The 17,994-nt window shown below is 45.5% G+C and carries 22 protein-coding genes, 1 tRNA gene, 1 pseudogene and 1 other annotated feature; of the genes and pseudogenes, 19 read left to right on the plus strand and 5 right to left on the minus strand.

Annotated elements, in window-relative coordinates; genetic code table 11:
• The 5 genes from AWB54_RS04460 to AWB54_RS04480 form a co-directional block, all read left to right on the plus strand.
• Window positions 1–303 (plus strand): DUF4351 domain-containing protein (locus tag AWB54_RS04460; RefSeq protein ID WP_153014657.1); only part of this gene is annotated, 303 nt, incomplete at its 5' end.
• Window positions 304–373: 70 nt separating this feature from the next.
• Window positions 374–601: an AbrB/MazE/SpoVT family DNA-binding domain-containing protein gene (locus AWB54_RS04465; protein WP_061213420.1), complete on the plus strand. Its 228-nt coding sequence runs from the start codon at window positions 374–376 to the stop codon at window positions 599–601.
• Between the two features lies 1 nt (window position 602).
• Complete coding sequence (locus AWB54_RS04470) at window positions 603–992, plus strand: type II toxin-antitoxin system death-on-curing family toxin (protein WP_061213421.1); 390 nt, start codon at window positions 603–605, stop codon at window positions 990–992.
• Between the two features lie 365 nt (window positions 993–1,357).
• Window positions 1,358–3,514 (plus strand): ribonucleoside triphosphate reductase, encoded by a 2,157-nt coding sequence (locus tag AWB54_RS04475; RefSeq protein ID WP_061213422.1) that lies wholly within the window; start codon window positions 1,358–1,360, stop codon window positions 3,512–3,514.
• 44 nt (window positions 3,515–3,558) lie between these two features.
• Window positions 3,559–4,323 (plus strand): anaerobic ribonucleoside-triphosphate reductase activating protein, encoded by a 765-nt coding sequence (locus tag AWB54_RS04480; protein ID WP_061213423.1) that lies wholly within the window; start codon window positions 3,559–3,561, stop codon window positions 4,321–4,323.
• A 62-nt stretch (window positions 4,324–4,385) separates the two neighbouring features.
• Here the strand turns inward: AWB54_RS04480 and AWB54_RS04485 are convergent, their stop codons facing one another.
• On the minus strand, window positions 4,386–5,132 hold the full coding sequence (locus tag AWB54_RS04485) for a carbohydrate deacetylase (RefSeq protein WP_061213424.1): 747 nt from the start codon (window positions 5,130–5,132) through the stop codon (window positions 4,386–4,388).
• Window positions 5,133–5,510: 378 nt separating this feature from the next.
• On the opposite strand from AWB54_RS04485, the gene AWB54_RS04490 reads away from it, so the two are divergent.
• The 6 genes and pseudogenes from AWB54_RS04490 (at window position 5,511) to AWB54_RS16655 (ending at window position 8,091) form a co-directional block, all read left to right on the plus strand.
• Window positions 5,511–5,789 (plus strand): hypothetical protein, encoded by a 279-nt coding sequence (locus AWB54_RS04490; RefSeq protein WP_061213425.1) that lies wholly within the window; start codon window positions 5,511–5,513, stop codon window positions 5,787–5,789.
• Window positions 5,790–6,041: 252 nt separating this feature from the next.
• The gene (locus tag AWB54_RS04495) at window positions 6,042–6,224 is read left to right on the plus strand and encodes a hypothetical protein (protein ID WP_061213426.1); all 183 of its coding nucleotides are present in this window, start codon (window positions 6,042–6,044) and stop codon (window positions 6,222–6,224) included.
• Window positions 6,225–6,332: 108 nt separating this feature from the next.
• Window positions 6,333–6,407, plus strand: a tRNA-Thr gene (locus AWB54_RS04500).
• 165 nt (window positions 6,408–6,572) lie between these two features.
• Window positions 6,573–6,734 (plus strand): annotated as a pseudogene (locus AWB54_RS16650) (Fic family protein); the annotation flags it as partial.
• Window positions 6,731–7,987, plus strand: coding sequence for a C45 family autoproteolytic acyltransferase/hydolase (locus AWB54_RS04505; RefSeq protein ID WP_061213427.1), 1,257 nt, complete (start codon window positions 6,731–6,733; stop codon window positions 7,985–7,987). The pseudogene AWB54_RS16650 and the gene AWB54_RS04505, both read left to right, overlap by 4 nt.
• Complete coding sequence (locus AWB54_RS16655; protein WP_082736034.1) at window positions 7,984–8,091, plus strand: SEC-C metal-binding domain-containing protein; 108 nt, start codon at window positions 7,984–7,986, stop codon at window positions 8,089–8,091. The genes AWB54_RS04505 and AWB54_RS16655 overlap by 4 nt, the downstream gene beginning before the upstream one ends.
• Here AWB54_RS16655 and AWB54_RS04510 read toward each other — a convergent pair.
• The gene (locus AWB54_RS04510; RefSeq protein WP_061213428.1) at window positions 8,077–9,657 is read right to left on the minus strand and encodes an MBL fold metallo-hydrolase RNA specificity domain-containing protein; all 1,581 of its coding nucleotides are present in this window, start codon (window positions 9,655–9,657) and stop codon (window positions 8,077–8,079) included. The genes AWB54_RS16655 and AWB54_RS04510 overlap by 15 nt on opposite strands.
• 186 nt (window positions 9,658–9,843) lie before the next feature.
• Window positions 9,844–9,972, minus strand: a complete 129-nt coding sequence (locus tag AWB54_RS16485) for a hypothetical protein (protein WP_268873634.1) — start codon at window positions 9,970–9,972, stop codon at window positions 9,844–9,846.
• Window positions 9,973–10,373: 401 nt separating this feature from the next.
• Between AWB54_RS16485 and AWB54_RS16490 the strand changes: the two genes are divergently transcribed.
• From AWB54_RS16490 to AWB54_RS04545, 6 genes are all read left to right on the plus strand, one after another.
• Window positions 10,374–10,499, plus strand: coding sequence for a hypothetical protein (locus tag AWB54_RS16490; RefSeq protein WP_268873635.1), 126 nt, complete (start codon window positions 10,374–10,376; stop codon window positions 10,497–10,499).
• The gene (locus tag AWB54_RS04525) at window positions 10,490–11,254 is read left to right on the plus strand and encodes an NRDE family protein (protein WP_061213431.1); all 765 of its coding nucleotides are present in this window, start codon (window positions 10,490–10,492) and stop codon (window positions 11,252–11,254) included. The genes AWB54_RS16490 and AWB54_RS04525 overlap by 10 nt, the downstream gene beginning before the upstream one ends.
• A 180-nt stretch (window positions 11,255–11,434) precedes the next feature.
• Window positions 11,435–11,827: a GntR family transcriptional regulator gene (locus AWB54_RS04530; RefSeq protein ID WP_061213432.1), complete on the plus strand. Its 393-nt coding sequence runs from the start codon at window positions 11,435–11,437 to the stop codon at window positions 11,825–11,827.
• Window positions 11,820–12,710 (plus strand): ABC transporter ATP-binding protein, encoded by an 891-nt coding sequence (locus AWB54_RS04535; protein WP_160328907.1) that lies wholly within the window; start codon window positions 11,820–11,822, stop codon window positions 12,708–12,710. Before AWB54_RS04530 ends, AWB54_RS04535 begins: the two co-directional genes overlap by 8 nt.
• Window positions 12,707–13,498, plus strand: a complete 792-nt coding sequence (locus AWB54_RS04540; protein WP_061213434.1) for a hypothetical protein — start codon at window positions 12,707–12,709, stop codon at window positions 13,496–13,498. The genes AWB54_RS04535 and AWB54_RS04540 overlap by 4 nt, the downstream gene beginning before the upstream one ends.
• A 103-nt stretch (window positions 13,499–13,601) precedes the next feature.
• Entirely contained in the window at window positions 13,602–13,919 is a 318-nt protein-coding gene (locus AWB54_RS04545; protein WP_061213435.1) for a YbjQ family protein, read from the plus strand.
• 182 nt (window positions 13,920–14,101) lie between these two features.
• Here AWB54_RS04545 and AWB54_RS04550 read toward each other — a convergent pair whose 3' ends face one another.
• Window positions 14,102–15,400 carry an MFS transporter gene (locus tag AWB54_RS04550; RefSeq protein WP_153014658.1) on the minus strand — a complete coding sequence of 433 codons (1,299 nt, stop codon included), beginning with the start codon at window positions 15,398–15,400 and terminating at the stop codon, window positions 14,102–14,104.
• 50 nt (window positions 15,401–15,450) lie between these two features.
• On the minus strand, window positions 15,451–16,281 hold the full coding sequence (locus AWB54_RS04555) for a hypothetical protein (protein WP_153014659.1): 831 nt from the start codon (window positions 16,279–16,281) through the stop codon (window positions 15,451–15,453).
• A 326-nt stretch (window positions 16,282–16,607) separates the two neighbouring features.
• Window positions 16,608–16,864 (plus strand) — a binding site (T-box leader).
• A 148-nt stretch (window positions 16,865–17,012) separates the two neighbouring features.
• On the opposite strand from AWB54_RS04555, the gene AWB54_RS04560 reads away from it, so the two are divergent.
• Both AWB54_RS04560 and AWB54_RS04565 read left to right on the plus strand, forming a co-directional pair.
• Window positions 17,013–17,570, plus strand: coding sequence for a 2-oxoacid:acceptor oxidoreductase family protein (locus AWB54_RS04560; RefSeq protein WP_061213438.1), 558 nt, complete (start codon window positions 17,013–17,015; stop codon window positions 17,568–17,570).
• Between the two features lie 163 nt (window positions 17,571–17,733).
• A complete protein-coding gene (locus AWB54_RS04565) occupies window positions 17,734–17,991 on the plus strand; it encodes a 4Fe-4S binding protein (RefSeq protein WP_061213439.1) in 258 nt (85 codons plus the stop codon).
• Window positions 17,992–17,994: the final 3 nt, after the last annotated feature.

Genomic DNA, 17,994 nt, shown 5'->3' on the forward strand with positions numbered 1-17,994 from the left:
TACCTCATATTAAATGAGGAGGAAGAGAGAAAACTAGAAGAAGAGATGGGTAAGGTAGATGAAAAGGAGGCCAAGAGAATGATAGAGATAACTACTTCCTGGGAAGAAAAGGGCAGAGTGAAAGGCAAAGCGGAAGGCCAGGCCAGCATACTGCTGCGACAGTTGAAAAAGAAGTTTGGACATATGCCGATTGAAATGGAAAACAGGGTGATGACTATGCCGATAGAAAAGCTGCAGGACTTGGCGGAAGCAATATTTGATTTAGGGACACTCGATGAGGTTGATAATTTCATAAACAGATAAATATGAGAGTATATTTATTTACTAACGGTGATATAATGTAATTATATTGTGTTACCAAGGAGGGGCCGCGATGATAAAAACGCTTACTGCACATGGAAACAGTTCAGCACTGATTATTGACAAAGCGATTTTGGAACTTCTAAATATCAATAACACTACACCCTTAAAGCTAGTTACTGACGGGAAAAGCCTAATTATTTCTCCGGTAAGGGAACCACTTCGAGAAGAAAGATTTCAGGCAGCTCTTCAAAAAGTAAACATAAACCATGGCGATACGCTCCGGAAGTTAGGCGAATAGCATGGATGATATTCTGTTTCTAAGCATCGGGGAAGTCGTGGAGATTCACAAAGATCAAGTTGAGCGTTATGGCGGGCATCCAGGAATACATGATAACGAGTTACTTTGTTCTGCTGTTGCTGGACCGGAAGCTACATTTAGCGGGGAATACCTGAATATTGACCTGTTTGAGATGGCCGCAGCATATATCTTTTATATTTGCCGGGATCATCCCTTTGTTGATGGCAATAAAAGAACCGCTCTGGCAACCGGCTTAGTTTTTTTGGAATTAAACGGAGTTACGATTACTGATAGTAAAGGAATTTTGTATGCAGCCGTAATGGAATTAGTTGCAAGAAATATAGGGAAAGCTAATATAGCCGCCTTACTTCGCAGTTTACAAAAGAATTGAAGATAGATGTATTGGAAAGCCATGGCTGAAGCTTTCAAAGAAGCAAATAGCGGCAAAATAAAGAGTTACGATAGTCCTGAAGACTTTTTTACCTTGGTAGAAAATAAAATGGAATAAGTGCTGATGTTCAAGATGCCAACCTTCACTTCTAATTACCCCCCTAAATATTTTTTGATATCAAAAATTTGAGCAATACGATAAAACAGCCTGATTAGGTAAAAAATATAGGCATAAATAATGCAGATTCTCTTAAGGGAGACTTGTCCTGTTTGACGGGCGGGGTATAATAATTATACTTAATATAGTGGTGTAAGACCGTATACACCACTATATATTGTGGTTAGTAAAAAGGAGGATTCGCATTCATGGATATCAGCAAGATTAAGAAAAGAGATGGCCGCATAGTTCCCTTTGAAAATGAGAAGATTACCAAAGCTATCTGGAAAGCGGCCCAGGCGGTAGGCGGCAAGGATTATCAGATGGCTTTGGATTTGACCGACAAGGTAGTAGAGATTGCCCAATATGTGGATGACGATGAGATAGCCACCGTTGAGGGTATTCAAGACCTGGTAGAACGGGTTCTGGTCAAGAACGGCAACTACAAAACCGCCAAAGCTTACATACTTTACCGCAAGCAGCATGAAGACATGCGTGAAACCAACCAGCTGCTGTTCAATAACAAGATTATTGCCGATTACCTGGGGCGCAACGACTGGCGAATCAAGGAAAACTCCAATATGACATATTCTTTGCAGGGTATGAATTTTCATATATCTTCGCTGATTGTTTCCCAGTACTGGCTTAATCAGATATACCCGCCCGAAATCAGGCAGGCCCAGGCTTCAGGTGATTTTCACATTCACGACCTGGGGATTCTTGGGGTCTATTGTGTAGGCTGGGACATCCGCGATCTTCTGCTGGAAGGTTTCAAAGGGGTGCGCGGCAAGGTGGCCAGCGGCCCGGCCAAACATTTCCGCTCTATTCTGGGACAGATTGTCAACTTCTTTTTTACCCTGCAGGGTGAGGCGGCTGGAGCTCAGGCCTTTTCCAACTTTGATACCCTCCTGGCCCCCTTTATCCACTATGACAATCTGGACTACCGCCAGGTCAAGCAAGGCTTGCAGGAATTCGTTTTCAATATGAATGTTCCCACCCGGGTAGGCTTCCAGACTCCATTTACCAATGTTACCCTGGATCTCAAGGTGCCCGAGTTCATGAAAAATGAACCGGTGGTAATCGGCGGGCGCTATATGGATGCCACCTACGGTGAATTCCAGGCAGAAATGGACATGTTTAACCAGGCTTTTGCCGAAGTTATGATGGAGGGGGATGTGGAAGAGCGGGTATTCACCTTCCCCATTCCCACTTACAATATAAGTGAAGATTTTGATTGGGACAATCCCAACTATCATAAAATCTGGGAAATGACCGCGAAATACGGTATTCCCTATTTCTCCAATTTTATCGGCTCCGACATGAACCCGGAAGATGCCCGCAGCATGTGCTGCCGCCTGCGCCTGGACAACCGGGAATTACGGAAGAGAGGCGGCGGGCTTTTCGGAGCCAATCCCCTGACCGGTTCCATCGGTGTGGTTACCATCAACATGAGCCGCCTGGGGTATTTGGCCCATGATAAGGAAGACTTTTACCAGCGTCTAAGCAGCCTTATGGATATGGCCCATAACAGCCTGGAAATCAAGCGCAAGATACTGGAGAACCTTACCGAATCAGGACTTTACCCTTATTCCCAGTTCTACCTGCGTAATGTCAAGGAAGCCATGGGACAGTACTGGAAAAACCATTTTTCCACCATCGGTTTAATTGCTATGAATGAAGCCTGCCTTAATTTCCTGGGTTCCGATATCGCCAGCGAAGAAGGAATGGCCTTTGCTCAGGAAGTTATGGACTTTATGCGGCAAAGACTCTTGGCCTACCAGGAGGAAACCGGCAATATATACAATCTGGAAGCAACTCCGGCTGAAGGGGTAAGCTATGGAATCGCCCGCAAGGATAAGGAGGCCTATCCCAATATCATCGTAGCCAATGAGGCGGATTATCGGAGAGGAGCAGAGCCCTACTATACCAACTCCACCCAGCTGCCGGTCAATTATACCGATGATTTGTTCAAGGCCTTGAGCCTGCAGGATCAGCTGCAAACCCGCTATACCGGCGGTACCGTCTTCCATATTTTCCTGGGCGAATCGGTGCCTTCCATCGATTCTACGCGCAAGCTGGTAAAGAAAGTCTGCGAGCAGTTCCGGCTGCCCTACTTTACCCTTTCGCCTACATTCAGCATTTGTCCGAGCCACGGCTATATCAGCGGCAAGAACTATAATTGCCCCATCTGTGCCGCCGAAGGCAAAGAGACTACCTGTGAGGTCTATTCCCGGGTAGTGGGTTACTTGAGGCCGATCGACCAGTGGAATGCGGGCAAGCAGGCCGAGTTCCAGAGCAGAAAAATGTTTGACCGGGCTGTGGATAAGGAAAAGGAAATCCAGCCTTCGGAAGTTGTCAGCGGATAAACAAAACACCTATGGATTAAGGGTTAAAGGAGCGGGCCTGCCTGATGAAATATGCTGGTCTTATCAAACAAAGCCTGGTGGATTACCCGGGTGAAATCGCTGCCGTGCTTTTCACCCGGGGCTGCAATTTTCGTTGTCCCTTCTGCCATAACGTCCATTTGCTGGCAGAGGAAAAAAGAGAGCCGGGAGCAGAACACAAGCTGCAAGCCGGGGGAGAAATAGGCAATATTGGAGATGGGAAAACATATGATATTGAATCCATACTGGAGTTTCTGCGGGAAAGAAAAGGCTTCCTCGATGCAGTGGTCATAAGCGGCGGGGAACCCACCCTGCACCCGGAATTGGCCCAGGATTTGCAGCGTATTAAGGAAATAGGCTATCTCATAAAGCTGGACAGCAATGGCAGCAACCCGGAGCTGCTGGCTTATCTTTTACAGGAAAAACTGCTGGATTATGTGGCCATGGATATAAAGGCCCCGCTGGATTTCAAAAAATACCTGCAAGCCAGTGGCCGCTTAAGCTCCCGGCAGTTTTTCAACATCCGCAATTCTATCAACCTCTTGCAAAATGCCCGAATTGCGGTGGAATTCCGTACTACAGTAGTGCCACTGCTGCACAGCCCCGAAGACATCTGCAGTATTGCCCAGTACATCAAGGGCGCCCGCCTCTATTCTCTGCAGCAATTCAACCCGGCCCAAACCCTCGCTCCTTCCTATGAAGCGATAGTACCTTTCAGCCCGGAGGAAATGCAGGAAATAGCCGAGCTCTGCCGGCCCTATGTGAAGATAGTACGGGTGGTTAATATTTAACCAGGAGCCCCTGCGCTGCAGGGCCATATGCCAGGTGAAAAACCTAGCAGATAGTGAATAGCTTAGCGAAAAAACTTGATTTGCCCGTAATGGATAAGATTTATATCCAGTTGCTTAATCAGTGGAAGCAAATCACTATCAGCAAACACCCTAAGCTCCTCTTCCCGAACCAGGGTCCAGGAGGAAATAGAAATTAAAGTATCATCAACATAAGCAGGGTGGCACATTAATTCTGTAACTCCAGGACGCAAAGACTCGAGATTCTTATGCAGCCGTTCTTTCCCATTCCCATCGAAGTAGGTATCCAATAAACTATAATCAGCAGCAGGCGGACGCCGCAGGTTCAGTAGAGGCTCTCCCGGAATCCGGCGCAGGGGGAGCTTTTTTCTTTGACACAGTTTTACCAGCGGGCGAAAAACCGAAAAGTAGCACTGGATAAATTGATGTGAATCAATATGAGTAGGTCTTATTCCCGCATCCACCAGCCGGCGCCATTGTGCTTCCAGCTCCAGTTCCACCTCGTTCTCCTTCCAATTATCTGCCTGTTGAGAAAAGTACCCCTCTTGGTTAACCAGGGAAGCTACCTGCTTGGCTGGGCAGATAGGAGTACCGTAGCCTAAATTAAAGTGCAGGCCTACTCCCAAAGCCGGGCATTGACGAGCCAGGGCTACCGCTTCTTTGAATCCAGGCATATTAACCATGAGCGTAGCACTGAAGACTACTCCCGCCTGGTGAAGCTCCCCAATAGCCCGGTTTACTCCGGGGGATAAGCCGAAGTCGTCAGCATTAATAATGAGATATTTCTTCATCCTGGCCAGCTCCTTTGATAATAAAGTATTCAATTATATTATATGTTTAAAATAGGTTCAAAGCGCTCATCGCTTCCTACCTTATCTACTTTTGTCCACCAAAGGATAACTATTTGTAGCCAGGCTTGCAGTTTGAGAATCATATATCAGAAGCTAAAATTTATAGGCCTTGATGAAAAGCTTATCCTTGATTTAGAATAAGGATACATCGGAAAACATGGAACCTCATTTCCAAATCAGGGTTATTCGCCCTTGATAGAGGGCAGTATTTATGATTATATAAATGTGTTCCACTGTGTATTTTTACAAAGTTGATGGGTAAGAAAACGTTTGTCAAAGCTGGGGAGGAAGCCCGGCAGGGTTAAAGGGGGTTAGAAAATGCACCTTAGTAAATTTGACCGCATTAACGGTGTTCTGGATGAGGAACAGGTGGAAAATTGGGTGGCCGAGTATTTCCATAGTCTCTTAAATATTTTTAATGCCTTCTTTTGCAAGCTGGAGGTGGAAGAAGCTGTAAGCCGTATGAGTGCCATACCTTTTGAGAAATTGATTTTAGAACAATTAGCGGATGAAGATGAAGAGGTTCGGGAACTGGCCCGGTGCGAAATCCGCCAACTGGCTGAAATCGAACTGGAATTCATGCGGGCCTACTTATAACGAGGCGAAATATGTCTCCCGCATCCTTAATAGTGAGCGAAGCGAACATCAGTTGTGCCCGCAGGGTGCTTCTTTAAGCGATTAACAAAACAGGTGGCGGGTTTTAATCCCCGTCATGTTGCAGCGATGTGCTGAAACTGCTCCGCACTTTCTTCCGATGCTTAAAGACCGGGAAGAAAAGCACTGGGAAGGTTTAGTTAATAGAGCAATTTTGCCGGCTTATATGCATATGTTTTTGGAGGAGACTCGTTAATGGAAAAATGTACTATATGTAGCAAAAGTTTTCCCGAAGCCACCTTGAGGAAGATGGTACAGATTATTGACCGAAAGGCTTATTTGAACAGAACATGCCCCTCTTGCCAGACTATTGTCGCCAACAACCCCAGTTATTACTACCTGGTGGAGAGCAAAAGCCAGAGGGCAGACAAGAATTAACCTGGGACAACTAATCAATGCCAATGTGCTGCAGGTTCGCGGCCCTGTCCTCCTGACGCTTGACGGGACCCTGCTGGTCCTGCTATTATCTATGTGTTAATAAATTAGGCCGATGTGGCTCAGTGGCAGAGCAGCTGATTCGTAATCAGCAGGTCGCCGGTTCAAATCCGGCCATCGGCTCCAGTAAAAATAGCCGCGTGGTAAATCCGTTTTTTTTGGCCGCCACGCGGTTTTTAGTTTCTGAATAAATTTGTGTAAAAGTGGCCGGGTTGCGTACCTGGCCGCTCACTTGGTTTATGCCGTTGTAGTTACCTCCGGGCAGATTCTCAATAAACGCTAGCCGAAAGGCAGGAGATCAATGCGCAGATGCAGAACTTAGTGGCATGTATCAAGGTTGAGCGGGAAAACTATCACCCCATCATTTTCGCGGCTATGTTGCACCTAAAATTTGTGTCGATCTATCCTTTCATTGATGGAAAAAATGATTATACAAGGAGACTGCTATTATGAATCGTTATAAATTTTATCATGTCCGCGCATTTTTGCTTGTCATTCTCTTGCTATCGCTTGTTTTTACAAGTTTTCTTGCAGGTTGCAGCCCAAACGAAAATAAAAGTCTTCTGACAGAAACAAAAGAATTTGAAGACGGCACGGCATTTAAAACAGACAATGGTGCTTATTGGGTGCTCACCCTAAATGGCACTTGGCGAGAGATGGGGCGCCAATACGGAGGGCTTGTTCAAGATGAATTGCGCGAGTTTTATACAGATATATCAAACGATATTAAAACGCGAGGAATGGATTATAATGAGCAGCTCAAAAATGCGAAAATTCTAGCCTCCGCTTTCAGTTTGCCCCTTAATGAATTATTGGAGGGGATCGCTGAGACATCAGGGCTAAGCCTGGATGAAGTGTTAATTCTGAATGCCGGTATATCCAGCCTTTCAGGTTTGGCTTTGGGAGGAGAGCCTCCCAGTGCATGCAGTGCTTTAGCTGCCTGGGACAAGTATACAGCTAACGGTAATCTTGTATTAGGCAGGAATTGGGACATAGACAGAAAAGCTCTGGAAAAATACATGAAGTATCTGGCAGTAGTTGTTTTCAATCCTGATTCAGGAAATAGCTTTGCCAATATACATCCTCTTGGCAGTGTTTACCTTGAAACCGGCATGAATGACCAAGGACTATTTATTGAACTTAATAATGGAGCAGCCTCCGATCCTCAATACATGGAAGACCGTGAAGATACCGTTTCTGTGCTGGTAACGACGCTAAACCAATGCAGTACAATTGATGAAGCATCGGAATATCTATCGCTAATTCCGGCAGATCTTTCCCATATCATTCAGATTGCCGATAAGAAAGAATGCGTATCCGTAGAGAGAGCGACTTTTGGAACTCGTGTGAGAACAGGTGAACAAAAAGGTATCTTGGCTGCCTATAATAGCTTTGTTCCGCCCTATCCCGCTGAATGGAAAGATAAAGTGGCTGATCCACCTAAGGCAGAAGATGATCCTCGTTATAATAATCTTATAAATCTTGCCAACTCCAAAGAATTCTTCGGTAAGCTGGACATCAATGCTATGAAAAAACTCATGGATATTGAAGTGAAAAACGGCGGAGCTCTTCACAAAGGCACTGTATATCAGGTAATAGCTGTTCCTGAAGAGCTTACCCTGTGGATTCGTGCTTTGGATTATTCCGATTGGCAGCAAATTAATTTAAAGGATTTGTTTGCAAACAGTCCACCACGCCGCCCATAGATGAACCTTGTCCCTGCGGAAGTGGGAAAAAGTATAAAAAAACCCTCACCCCTCACCCCTCGCTTTTCTTATTAAACAGGCAGAGGGTTCTAATCCACTATTGAGGAGATATTTTGCATGGCTTCAATTATCTTGGCATAATTTCCCCGGGTCCAGTTTTCTCTAAACATTTCATTAAGTTTTAAGGAGACCTGCAGGTACATTTGTTCTGCCTTAACCGCCTCCGACAGTTCCTTGCTGCTATGAACATAACTGGGCCGAACCTCTTCTTCCCGGGCTATAAGTTCAAATTCCTGCAGCCAATCAGGAATAAAAATAGGCACATTTAGTTTCTGTTGTATGGCCTCAGCCAGTGCCAATTGTGCTTCTTCTTCTCCATGGACTATAAATATATCCCGCGGTTTAACTACGAAACTCATCAGCCAATCGATAAGGCCATTTCTATCAGCATGAGCAGAGTAAGCTTCGATTCGCCGTATATCTGCTTTCACGGCAACCTTCTCACCATGAATAGTGACTATTTCTTCACCATCCAAAATGCGCCGGCCCAGGGTTCCGGCTGCCTGGTAACCAACAAATAGTATGGTTGATTCCGGTCGCCACAGGTTATGCTTGAGATGGTGTTTAATTCTTCCGGCTTCACACATGCCGCTGGCTGAGATTATTATGGATTTGTTAACACAATCATTTAAGCGCATGGACTCTTCCCGGGTGCGAGTAAGATTTAGATTAATATATTGCCAGGGATCCCCTTTAGTCATAAAAGCCCGGGTGTTATCCTCATAAGAATCCCGGTTTTTTACGAAAATTTCAGTTGCGGCGATAGCCAGAGGACTATCTATATATATCTGCATATGGGGGTCCAATTTCTTTTCATAACCAAGCATTATTAAATCATATATCAAGTCCTGGGTGCGTTCCACAGCAAAAGCCGGTATGATTAGATTGCCACCTTTGGCCATAGTTTCATTAATAACCTGCAAGAACTTTTCCGCCCGATCCATAGAATCATCGTGCAGGCGATTGCCATAGGTGGACTCAATAATAAGATAATCAGTGTTTTCAATTATAGATGGGTCTTTAACCAGAGGTTGGTTAACATTACCCAGGTCACCGCTAAAGACCAGTTTAGATTTTTTACCTTCTTCCTCCACCCAAACTTCAACAATCATTGCCCCCAGGATATGTCCTGCGGTACGAAGCCTTATGGAAATATTGCAATTAACCTTTATAATTTCATCAGCATTAAGAGGATGAAACTGAGAAAGGCAGTTTTGAGCATCCTGGGCTGTATAGATGGGCTCGAGTAATTTCAGGCCTGACCTCTTAAGCTTGCGGTTTTTCCTCTCCACTTCCGATTCTTGTATATAACCAGAATCGGGAAGGACAACCTGGCATAGTTGCTCAGTTATTTGACTGCAGTATATAGGACCGGTAAAGCCTTTTTTACAAAGCTTGGGGATTAAACCGCTATGATCGATATGAGCATGGGTTAATATGAGAAAATTGATACTGGCCGGATCAACCGGGAAATCCTGATAGTTGCGTTGCTGTAAAGATTTGGAGCCTTGAAAAAGGCCGCAGTCTACAGCAAAACGAAAGTCGCCAGTTTCCACTAAAAAGCAAGAACCAGTAACCGTTTTGGCCGCCCCGAGAAACTTAAGCTTCATAAATTCCACCACATTTCAAATAAAATACAAAAAAGAACATCCACTCCCGAGCAAAGGAGCTTGAGGTATCATGTACATGTATAAGATTCAACAAGTGCTGTTAATTTTCCTGCAGTTAGTTGAAGGAATAATTTTATGTTATGGAAACAACAGGGAGCATGCAACATAACCTGTACATCCCGGCACCTAGAATCTAACCAGGTCTTTATGCAATATCGTATTCCCTTCCAGATTCTCATTGCCGGAGCGTCCGCCTACCCAGATCAGAATCCGGGGGCTATCACTTAGAATTTGCACTTCAAATGCATTAAACATGGGGATAAATTCCGTTTGGATTTTGGAATTGGCGGCAATCGTAAAGGTTTCATCGAATACCTCTTTTTTGGTTTTGGGTCAAGATTAAAGATTCTAACTCTCGCATTGTGCCTCTTTGCTCCGTTATTCAACACCAGAATTCGAATGTTATTTATAAACTCGCTAATACTGATTGGGCCAGTGGTATACCTGTATTTGGCTAAATTCGCCATTTTATCATCCCCCTTGTATATTTACAATATTAGGGTATTCAAAAAGAAACATTTTTGTGTTGCTGTGACCTGGTATTCGACCACGGGGAAAGAGTAATGGATCTATATGATTGCCTTTTTCTTGACTTGCAGCACCTATTCACCATATTCTTAAATCAGAAATGTGGAAATCCGAAAGGAGAATATGTAATGCCGAAGGCTGTTATAAATCGGAAAGTGCGGATGCGGGAGAGAGGTCAGCTGGAGGGAGTAAATAAAACAGCGGCGGATTTCCCTGCCGGCGGGCAGGTGAATCGGGAGGAATTATGTGTATAATATTGTTTGCCTATGATTGTCATCCCCGTTACAAGTTGGTGGTAGCAGCAAACCGGGATGAGTTTTACCAGCGTCCCACGGCAGCTGCCGCTTTTTGGCCGGACCATCCCGATATTCTGGCGGGAAGAGATCTGAAGGAAGGCGGCACCTGGATGGGGATAACCACCAATGGATGTTTGGCTGCTTTGACCAATTACCGGGATCCTTCCATTTTTAGACCGGAGGCCAGGTCGCGGGGGCACCTGGTTAAAGATTATTTGAGCAGCAATCTGGCGCCGAAGACTTATACAGCCGACCTGCTTAACGGAGGCAGTGCTTATAACGGTTTCAATCTATTAATGGGAACCAATGAATCAATGTATTACTACTCCAACCGAGAAAATATTATTCGCCAAATTCCAGCTGGTGTTCATGGTTTAAGCAATGCCTTGCTCAATACACCCTGGCCTAAAGTAAGCAAGGGAATAAAGGCACTGGCCCAACTTATACAGCATGATGATATTGAAGCCGGGCAATTGTTTGCCATGATGAGCGATCGGGAATTGCCGGATGAGCAGGACTTACCCCAAACCGGTGTTAGCCCGGAAATGGAAAGAATGCTGGCCCCTTTATTTGTCACGAGTCCTAATTATGGTACTTGTTTAACCACGATAATATTAGTGGAGCGCAATCATAATTTCCAATTCTGGGAGCGTAGTTATATAAATGGACAGCCCGATAGCTGGGACGAAGTTTACTACCGCTACCCCTTTTAAAGTGGCGATATATAACCCCAGTTCGCTCACCTCTTCCCCCATTTTTTGTTTAATACTCGCTTTCTTCATACTTTTGCAGATATTCATAATATAAAGCTATTAATGATTATGCAGTTGACAATGCGCACCATCTGTATTAGCATAATTAATACAGATGGTGCAGTACGGGGGGTGACTTGCTTGATATGGGTAAAAGTAGATTTTCACTCGGGTGAACCTGTTTATCAACAGATAGCTCAGAGTATGAAGGGGGATATTATTAGTGGGAAATTGAGCCGGGATGAGCTTATCCCTTCCATTAGGGAATTGGCCCGTGATTTAAAAATTAACCCCAATACAGTAGCCCGAGCTTACCGAGAGTTGGAAAACGAAGGATATATTTATTCCCGCCCGGGAGTAGGCTACTTTATTAAAGATTCTGATAAAAAAACCATGGAAGAAAAGGCATTAGAAATACTCGCCAAGGAAATGGCCGGAATTGTAGACATCGCCCGGAAATACCAAGTATCCCGCCAGAAATTTACCGAACTCGTAATGCAAAGCATTAATAGTGCATATGGAGGTGATGAATAGCATGTACGCGGTGCAAATAAAAGAACTCTGCAAAAGCTATAAAAACAGCAGCTTTACCCTGCAAATTACTGATTTATCCCTTGAAGCTGGGAGTATTTTCGGACTTTTAGGTCCTAATGGAGCAGGGAAAACCAGCCTTTTGCAACTGCTTATGGATATAGTCCGCCCGGATAGGGGTTATATTGAGATATTAGGCCACCGGCCTTTTGAAAGAGAAAAGCTGCAGGCTAAAATATCATATATGCCAGAAAATAAAAACCTTTATCATAATATGACGGTCAAGAAAATGTTGGACTATGCCAGTGGTATAATTCCGGGCTGGGATAATGATAAGGCATTGGAGTTAAAGAATATTTTCCCCCTGGAAGGCAAAAAAAGAATATCCACGCTTTCCTATGGAGAGAGGACCCAGCTTTATGCTATTTTAACCTTTGCCCGTTCAGCCGAGTTATTTATCCTGGACGAGCCTACCCGGGGCTTGGATCCAATCATGCAGGAACAAATGCTGCAGCTGATAAAAGAAAAGAGCTGGCAGGGCAAGACTATTATTTTTTCATCTCACCAATTGGGAGAAATAGAAGAAAGCGTTGATACTCTTGCTATGTTGCGTAAGGGACATATGGTGCTTAATGGCAACCTGGATGACCTGAAAAGCGAACTTTTTCTCTTAAAACTGGGAAAAAGCGAACTTTCCGCTATACCTCCATCGACCCTTGATATTGTTGCCACTCACCATCAGCATAAGCAATCTCTTATTCTCTGTCAGGGCGGTATGGAGTCCCGGCAAAAATTGCAGGCTGACTTTGCTTTCCTGAATCCTGAAAATGTAAATATAAAAGATATTTTCTTGCTACTGATGGAAAATGGAGGTGAAGAGGAATGAGTCTCTTGATTAAAGAATTGTGGGATTTACGCTGGCGGGGAACAATATTATTATTTCTTACCTTATTGACAGGTTATTTTGTACTGTCCAATTATGAGTGGTTTAAGACCGTGGCCGATATAGCGCAAATCACGCAGGGCTTGAAACAGGCCCCGTTTCTGAATCAACTTCTCGATATGGAAACACTGAATCAACAGCTTTTAGAACTCTTTAATAATATTGACTTTTATGTCTGGTCACAATGGTTTGGGAAAAACCTTTATCAGTTAATTCTTCTGGCCATTATAATCTTGACATTTCCTCTTTTTGCCCGGGAAACAGAACAGAATACCAACTATTTTCTCCTGTCCAACCGGACCCGCAAACAGATATTCCTGAGTAAAATCCTGGCCAGCTTTTTCGGTATATTTCTGATAATCGCTGCCGGGAGTATTTTGCCGGTTGTTATAGCCTTATTTCATGATTTTAATTTTAGTCTGGAACAAGCCCTGATGTATGGCCTGCAATTAAGTATAAGCTCATTGTTTTTGTATTCTGTGGTTGTTTTTTTCTCTATTACATTCAATGATGTTATTAAGCCGGTCATAGCATCGGTAATTGTATTCGTGGCATTAGGCTTAATGGGAAAGATTTCTGGAATGCTTTATTTAAACATCTACCGCTATATGACCGGTGTAGATATATTTTTTACTTCTTCAATACAAACAACTGCCATGATAGTTATTCTCATTTTGGCTCTATTTATTCTGATGGGCTCCTGGCATATATTTAAAAATAAAGATTTTTGATTATCAATTAAAGGAGAGGACTGCTTTTCATAACTAAAATAAAATATTGTGATTTAAAGATATATTGAAAGAAAATGAAAGTTTATTTAGGGAGGTAAAAATTATGCTTCTTGTTACTACCGACAATCTTTCGGAATATAAAATAAGCAAAACTCTGGGCCTGGTTCGCGGAAGTTCCATCCGGGCAAAACATCTGGGAAGGGATATTGGAGCTGTTCTAAAATCCCTGGTAGGTGGAGAGTTAAAGGGCTACAGTGAATTACTGGTGGAATCCCGGGAAGAGGCTCTAAATCGCATGATAGAGGCAGCCGAAAAACTAAATGCCGATGCTATTGTAGGAATTCGCTTCAGCAGTTCCCAGATAATGAGTGGGGCCGCAGAAATGCTGGTCTACGGCACCGCCGTAAAAATCGAAAAGTAAAGCTGCAAGCGAAACTCTCATACTCTACCCGGTAATGCTTATAACGGGTCAGCAAAACCCAGGAGCGGTGGAGCGCAATCATAATTTCTAATTCTGGGAGCATAGATATATAAATGGACAGCTCGATAGCTGGGACGAAGTTTACTAAGGCTGCCCCTTTTAAGTGGTGGGCATATGTCCTTTTAGGGTATGGCATTTCCCTGGCGCTTGTGAGCAGAGGCTTCCTGGCGGTACAGCAAAACACAGCATACTGCTCCCAGCGCGGCCATGGCTACCAAAAATAACAGCCCGCCGGTATAACTGCCGCTCACCTGGATTAACCAACCCAGAATGAAAGGCGAAATAGCTGATAATAGATTTCCTACTCCGCTGACTATGCCGGAACCAGTTACCAGCAGGTGAGAGGGTAATGATGTCTGCATAATGGCCCATACGGTAGGATAAACAAATTCGTTAATACCTATTGCCAGGGTCATAAACACCACTGCTCCAAGGGGTGAAGGCACCAGGGCAATGCCCAGGGTAGTCAAGGCTACACCACATAAGGCTGCTATCCCGATAACACTTCGGAGCTGCACCCGGTCTACTAATCGACCTCCGATAAGTATGCCTGCCGCTGCCGCTGCATAGGCCAGGGATATATAACCGGCCATACCGCTGATATCAAAATTCCGAGCCTGCACCAGGTATTGCGGCATCCAGGTCATCAGTCCCCACCAGCTGCACAAAAAGGCGGTATATATCACGGCCATCAACCAAAAGGAGGTATTTTTAAACAGCTCCCATACCCCCTGGGTATCTACTGCCGATTCGTCCCCAGGGGTATCGCTATCCTGGTTATGGGAAACTATATACTGAGCTTCCTGGGTTGATATATAAGGATTATCGCCTGGTTGGTCAGATATCCAGCTAAACCCCAGCGGTATAAGCGCCAGCAAACCTAACAGCCCGGGAATAAAGAAACTGTATTCCCAACCAACCCCCCAATTTATCCAGGAATAGAGCGGCAGGGCCACAATAAGCGCCAGGCAGCCGCCTACCCCAACAACGGCATTGGCCGTACCTCGTTCCTGGGGGGGAGTCCAGTTTTTAACCAGCAGACTTATATTAGGGTGATAGATGCCATGGGCCAGTCCCAGTATAACCCGTACCAGGATAAGGGCAGCAAAAGAAGCCACCCAGCCTCCGGCCAGCATAGACAGAGCACCGATAATAACCCCCAGAAGCAACGCCCGTCGTGGTCCCAAGCGGTTGCTGACGGGGACCGACAGCATATTGGATAAGGAATAAACCAGCAGGAAAACCGTCATCAGCATCCCCTGCCGGGCTGCTTGTCCGACCAGGCCCATTTCCTCCAGGAAACGTTGGTCTACCAGCAAGACTCCGATATTGGTACGCTGTAGATAAACTAAAACCCACATTACGGCCAAAATAATTATCACTATATGGCGATATCTGCCTTGACTATTACTATAATTCAACAAAATACCAACTTTCCATATCTAAATGCAGCAGATTATTTTCATGTTGTTTAATCTTTTGGGGGAATTTCCTTAAAGACGCAGTTGCCACTGGCCTGACAATCCTTGCAGGACTGCCTGGGCACGGACAGGGGTTTTTCGTTTAACAGGCTGCGGGCCAGGGCCAGAGCATCTTTTACTGCTTCATCGGGGCCATTGATTACAAGCATCACTGATCCCTCTGAACCTCTTACTCCACCGGCAGCAACAATCGTAGCTTCCACAGCGAATAAAGTCTTTAGGGCATCTATTTCGGTATATATCCGGGCAAAGCCTGCGGGCAACAGAGCCAAACCACAGCGCTGCCCCAGGCTGTAATCCAGCCGGTCAATGCCCATCAACCGGGCCGCCGCCGTACAGGAAGGAATAAACTTTTCATGGCCAACCGGTACCAGGAGTTTACAGCCCCGGGCTGCCAGGACCCCGAAGGAGCCCCCTACCGTACCTCCCCTGGGGTTAGCCAACAGCACCCCGGCATTACCATCGGCATCAAAGGCGTTGGCTCCCTTGACGAAGACATCATCCCGGTTAAAGTCCATTATGAACTCCTCCCAGGAGACATCCTTTATGATGCGCCCGTTTTCCAGGCAGATGTTGGCAAAACGAGTATCAGCAGCAGTAACGCAAGGTACTCCGCCGCTTACGACACCAGCCGCAAACCGGGGTTGCTCGTCTGCAGATATGAAACCCAGTTCCTCAGCGATATATGAGTTGGTGGTACCCACCGCAATTATCATCCGGCCATGGGTCATGGCCTGCTGAAACACCGGTTCATTTATGAGTCCACGAGCGATCAGACGCTTGGCTCCCGCCGGGGATAAGGAGAAAGTCGCAATCATCATAACACCGTCCTGTTGGTGAATATTTCCTTGACTATAAGCAAAAAGCTCGAGCAAGTCTGTATTATTTTAACATGAATAAAACAGCAGATGCTCAAATATTAAGAGTTTAGTCCGCTGCAAAAAGTCACTTTCTTATTCAAGCTCGAAGTGAAATATGCCCCCGCTTTTTTAAACGGCCGGTTCCCGTTGACAAAACGGGCGGCGGATTCTAATCCCCCCGCCTCGTTGCAGCGCTGTGTTAAAATTGCTTGGCCGTTTCTTTCCGCTGCTAAAAAGAAATGTTGACAGAAAAACCGCAGCTCAGTATAATAAATGCAATATTCAAAAAAATGACGATGACAGGGAATAGTAAGCTGATCCTCGGGCTATAGAGAACCGCTGTTTGGTGTGAGGCGGTCGAAGAGGCAAGTGGAACTCACCCTGGAGTTGCCGACCGAAATCATTTTAGAAAGTAGGCTCGGACGGAACTTCAACCGTTAAAATGAAGGGGATATCGGATCTTAAGATCCCGCATCCTGATGGAGTGAACGGCATTAGCCGTTAATTTGAGTGGTACCGCGGAGTTTAACCCTTCGTCTCAGAGTTCTGAGCGAAGGGTTTTATTTTTTTATCGGGGAGGACTATCTACCTGCTTCCCGATGGACTTTGAAGCAGTGAGGAATAATTGCTCAAGGCATAAGTACTGTTTAGAGAAGAGCCTTTGGCACAGCATAGAAGAATGGAGGAGCGATATGAACAATATGTTAGAACTACGAATCAATGGCTTTGGCGGGCAGGGTTCCGTTACCCTGGCTCACTTGTTAGCGCAGGCTGCGCTGGAAAACGGTGAACAAGGGCAGGCCTTGCCTTTCTTTGGCGTAGAACGTCGCGGAGCGCCGGTGCGGGCAGCAGTGCGCATGTCCCCCGGCAGTATCCACGCGCACAGTCAATGTGAACTGCCGGATTATGTGGTAGTAATGAGCGAAAAGCTTACCAAAGCGGCGATCAGTGAAGGCATAACTGAGATCGGTACTGTGATCATCAATGCTCCCTACGCCGAAGCCGTGGAGAAATACTGCACTTGGCAGGTGGACGCCGAGGCTATCGCCCGCGAAGCCGAATTATTTTCGGCCGATGGCCCCATTATCAATATCCCGCTGTTTGGCGCGGTGTGCCGGGTGCTAAACATTCCGCAAAATATTATGGAACAAACCATCCTGAATAAATGGCCGGGCAATAACGAAGCGCGTAATTTGGGCGCTGCCGGCAAGGCTTATAACGAGGTGAGAATATGTTCTCCGCTTCTTTAAACGATCGGGCTTCTATAAATAAAACGGGCGGTGGGTTTAATCCACCCCACCTCGTTGCGGCGCTGTGTAGAAACTGCTGCGCAGTTACTGCCGATGCCTAAACAGCGTATCGATTAGCATAGAGCACACGGTATATTTGGAATAGCGAAAGGAATGGAAATAAATGAAATCACTTACGAAAGCCTACCGGCCCATTTCCTGGCCGACGAAAGGAGCCGGCGGTGACACCGGTTCCTGGCGAACGCATCGTCCGGTAGTTGACACCCAGATATGTAATAAATGCCAGATCTGCTGGGTATATTGTCCGGAAGCGGTCATTGACCGCCAAGAAATTACTATTGATTACCGCTACTGCAAGGGCTGCGGCGTATGCGCCGTAGAATGCCCCACCGGCGCAATCAGCATGGAAATGGAGGAGTAGCCG

It is taken from the genome of Syntrophomonas wolfei subsp. methylbutyratica, from assembly GCF_001570625.1.
In the GTDB taxonomy this organism is placed as follows: Bacteria; Bacillota; Syntrophomonadia; order Syntrophomonadales; family Syntrophomonadaceae; genus Syntrophomonas; species Syntrophomonas methylbutyratica.

Excerpts from the sequence above, each read along its gene's own strand:
- AWB54_RS04465 (WP_061213420.1), top strand. The coding sequence starts at position 374 with ATGATAAAAACGCTTACTGCACATGGAAACAGTTCAGCACTGATTATT.
- AWB54_RS04470 (WP_061213421.1), top strand. The coding sequence starts at position 603 with ATGGATGATATTCTGTTTCTAAGCATCGGGGAAGTCGTGGAGATTCAC.
- AWB54_RS04475 (WP_061213422.1), top strand. The coding sequence starts at position 1,358 with ATGGATATCAGCAAGATTAAGAAAAGAGATGGCCGCATAGTTCCCTTT.
- AWB54_RS04480 (WP_061213423.1), top strand. The coding sequence starts at position 3,559 with ATGAAATATGCTGGTCTTATCAAACAAAGCCTGGTGGATTACCCGGGT.
- AWB54_RS04485 (WP_061213424.1), bottom strand. The coding sequence starts at position 5,132 with ATGAAGAAATATCTCATTATTAATGCTGACGACTTCGGCTTATCCCCC.
- AWB54_RS04490 (WP_061213425.1), top strand. The coding sequence starts at position 5,511 with ATGCACCTTAGTAAATTTGACCGCATTAACGGTGTTCTGGATGAGGAA.
- AWB54_RS04495 (WP_061213426.1), top strand. The coding sequence starts at position 6,042 with ATGGAAAAATGTACTATATGTAGCAAAAGTTTTCCCGAAGCCACCTTG.
- AWB54_RS04505 (WP_061213427.1), top strand. The coding sequence starts at position 6,731 with ATGAATCGTTATAAATTTTATCATGTCCGCGCATTTTTGCTTGTCATT.
- AWB54_RS04510 (WP_061213428.1), bottom strand. The coding sequence starts at position 9,657 with ATGAAGCTTAAGTTTCTCGGGGCGGCCAAAACGGTTACTGGTTCTTGC.
- AWB54_RS16485 (WP_268873634.1), bottom strand. The coding sequence starts at position 9,972 with ATGTTTAATGCATTTGAAGTGCAAATTCTAAGTGATAGCCCCCGGATT.
- AWB54_RS16490 (WP_268873635.1), top strand. The coding sequence starts at position 10,374 with ATGCCGAAGGCTGTTATAAATCGGAAAGTGCGGATGCGGGAGAGAGGT.
- AWB54_RS04525 (WP_061213431.1), top strand. The coding sequence starts at position 10,490 with ATGTGTATAATATTGTTTGCCTATGATTGTCATCCCCGTTACAAGTTG.
- AWB54_RS04535 (WP_160328907.1), top strand. The coding sequence starts at position 11,820 with ATGAATAGCATGTACGCGGTGCAAATAAAAGAACTCTGCAAAAGCTAT.
- AWB54_RS04540 (WP_061213434.1), top strand. The coding sequence starts at position 12,707 with ATGAGTCTCTTGATTAAAGAATTGTGGGATTTACGCTGGCGGGGAACA.
- AWB54_RS04545 (WP_061213435.1), top strand. The coding sequence starts at position 13,602 with ATGCTTCTTGTTACTACCGACAATCTTTCGGAATATAAAATAAGCAAA.
- AWB54_RS04555 (WP_153014659.1), bottom strand. The coding sequence starts at position 16,281 with ATGATGATTGCGACTTTCTCCTTATCCCCGGCGGGAGCCAAGCGTCTG.
- AWB54_RS04560 (WP_061213438.1), top strand. The coding sequence starts at position 17,013 with ATGAACAATATGTTAGAACTACGAATCAATGGCTTTGGCGGGCAGGGT.
- AWB54_RS04565 (WP_061213439.1), top strand. The coding sequence starts at position 17,734 with ATGAAATCACTTACGAAAGCCTACCGGCCCATTTCCTGGCCGACGAAA.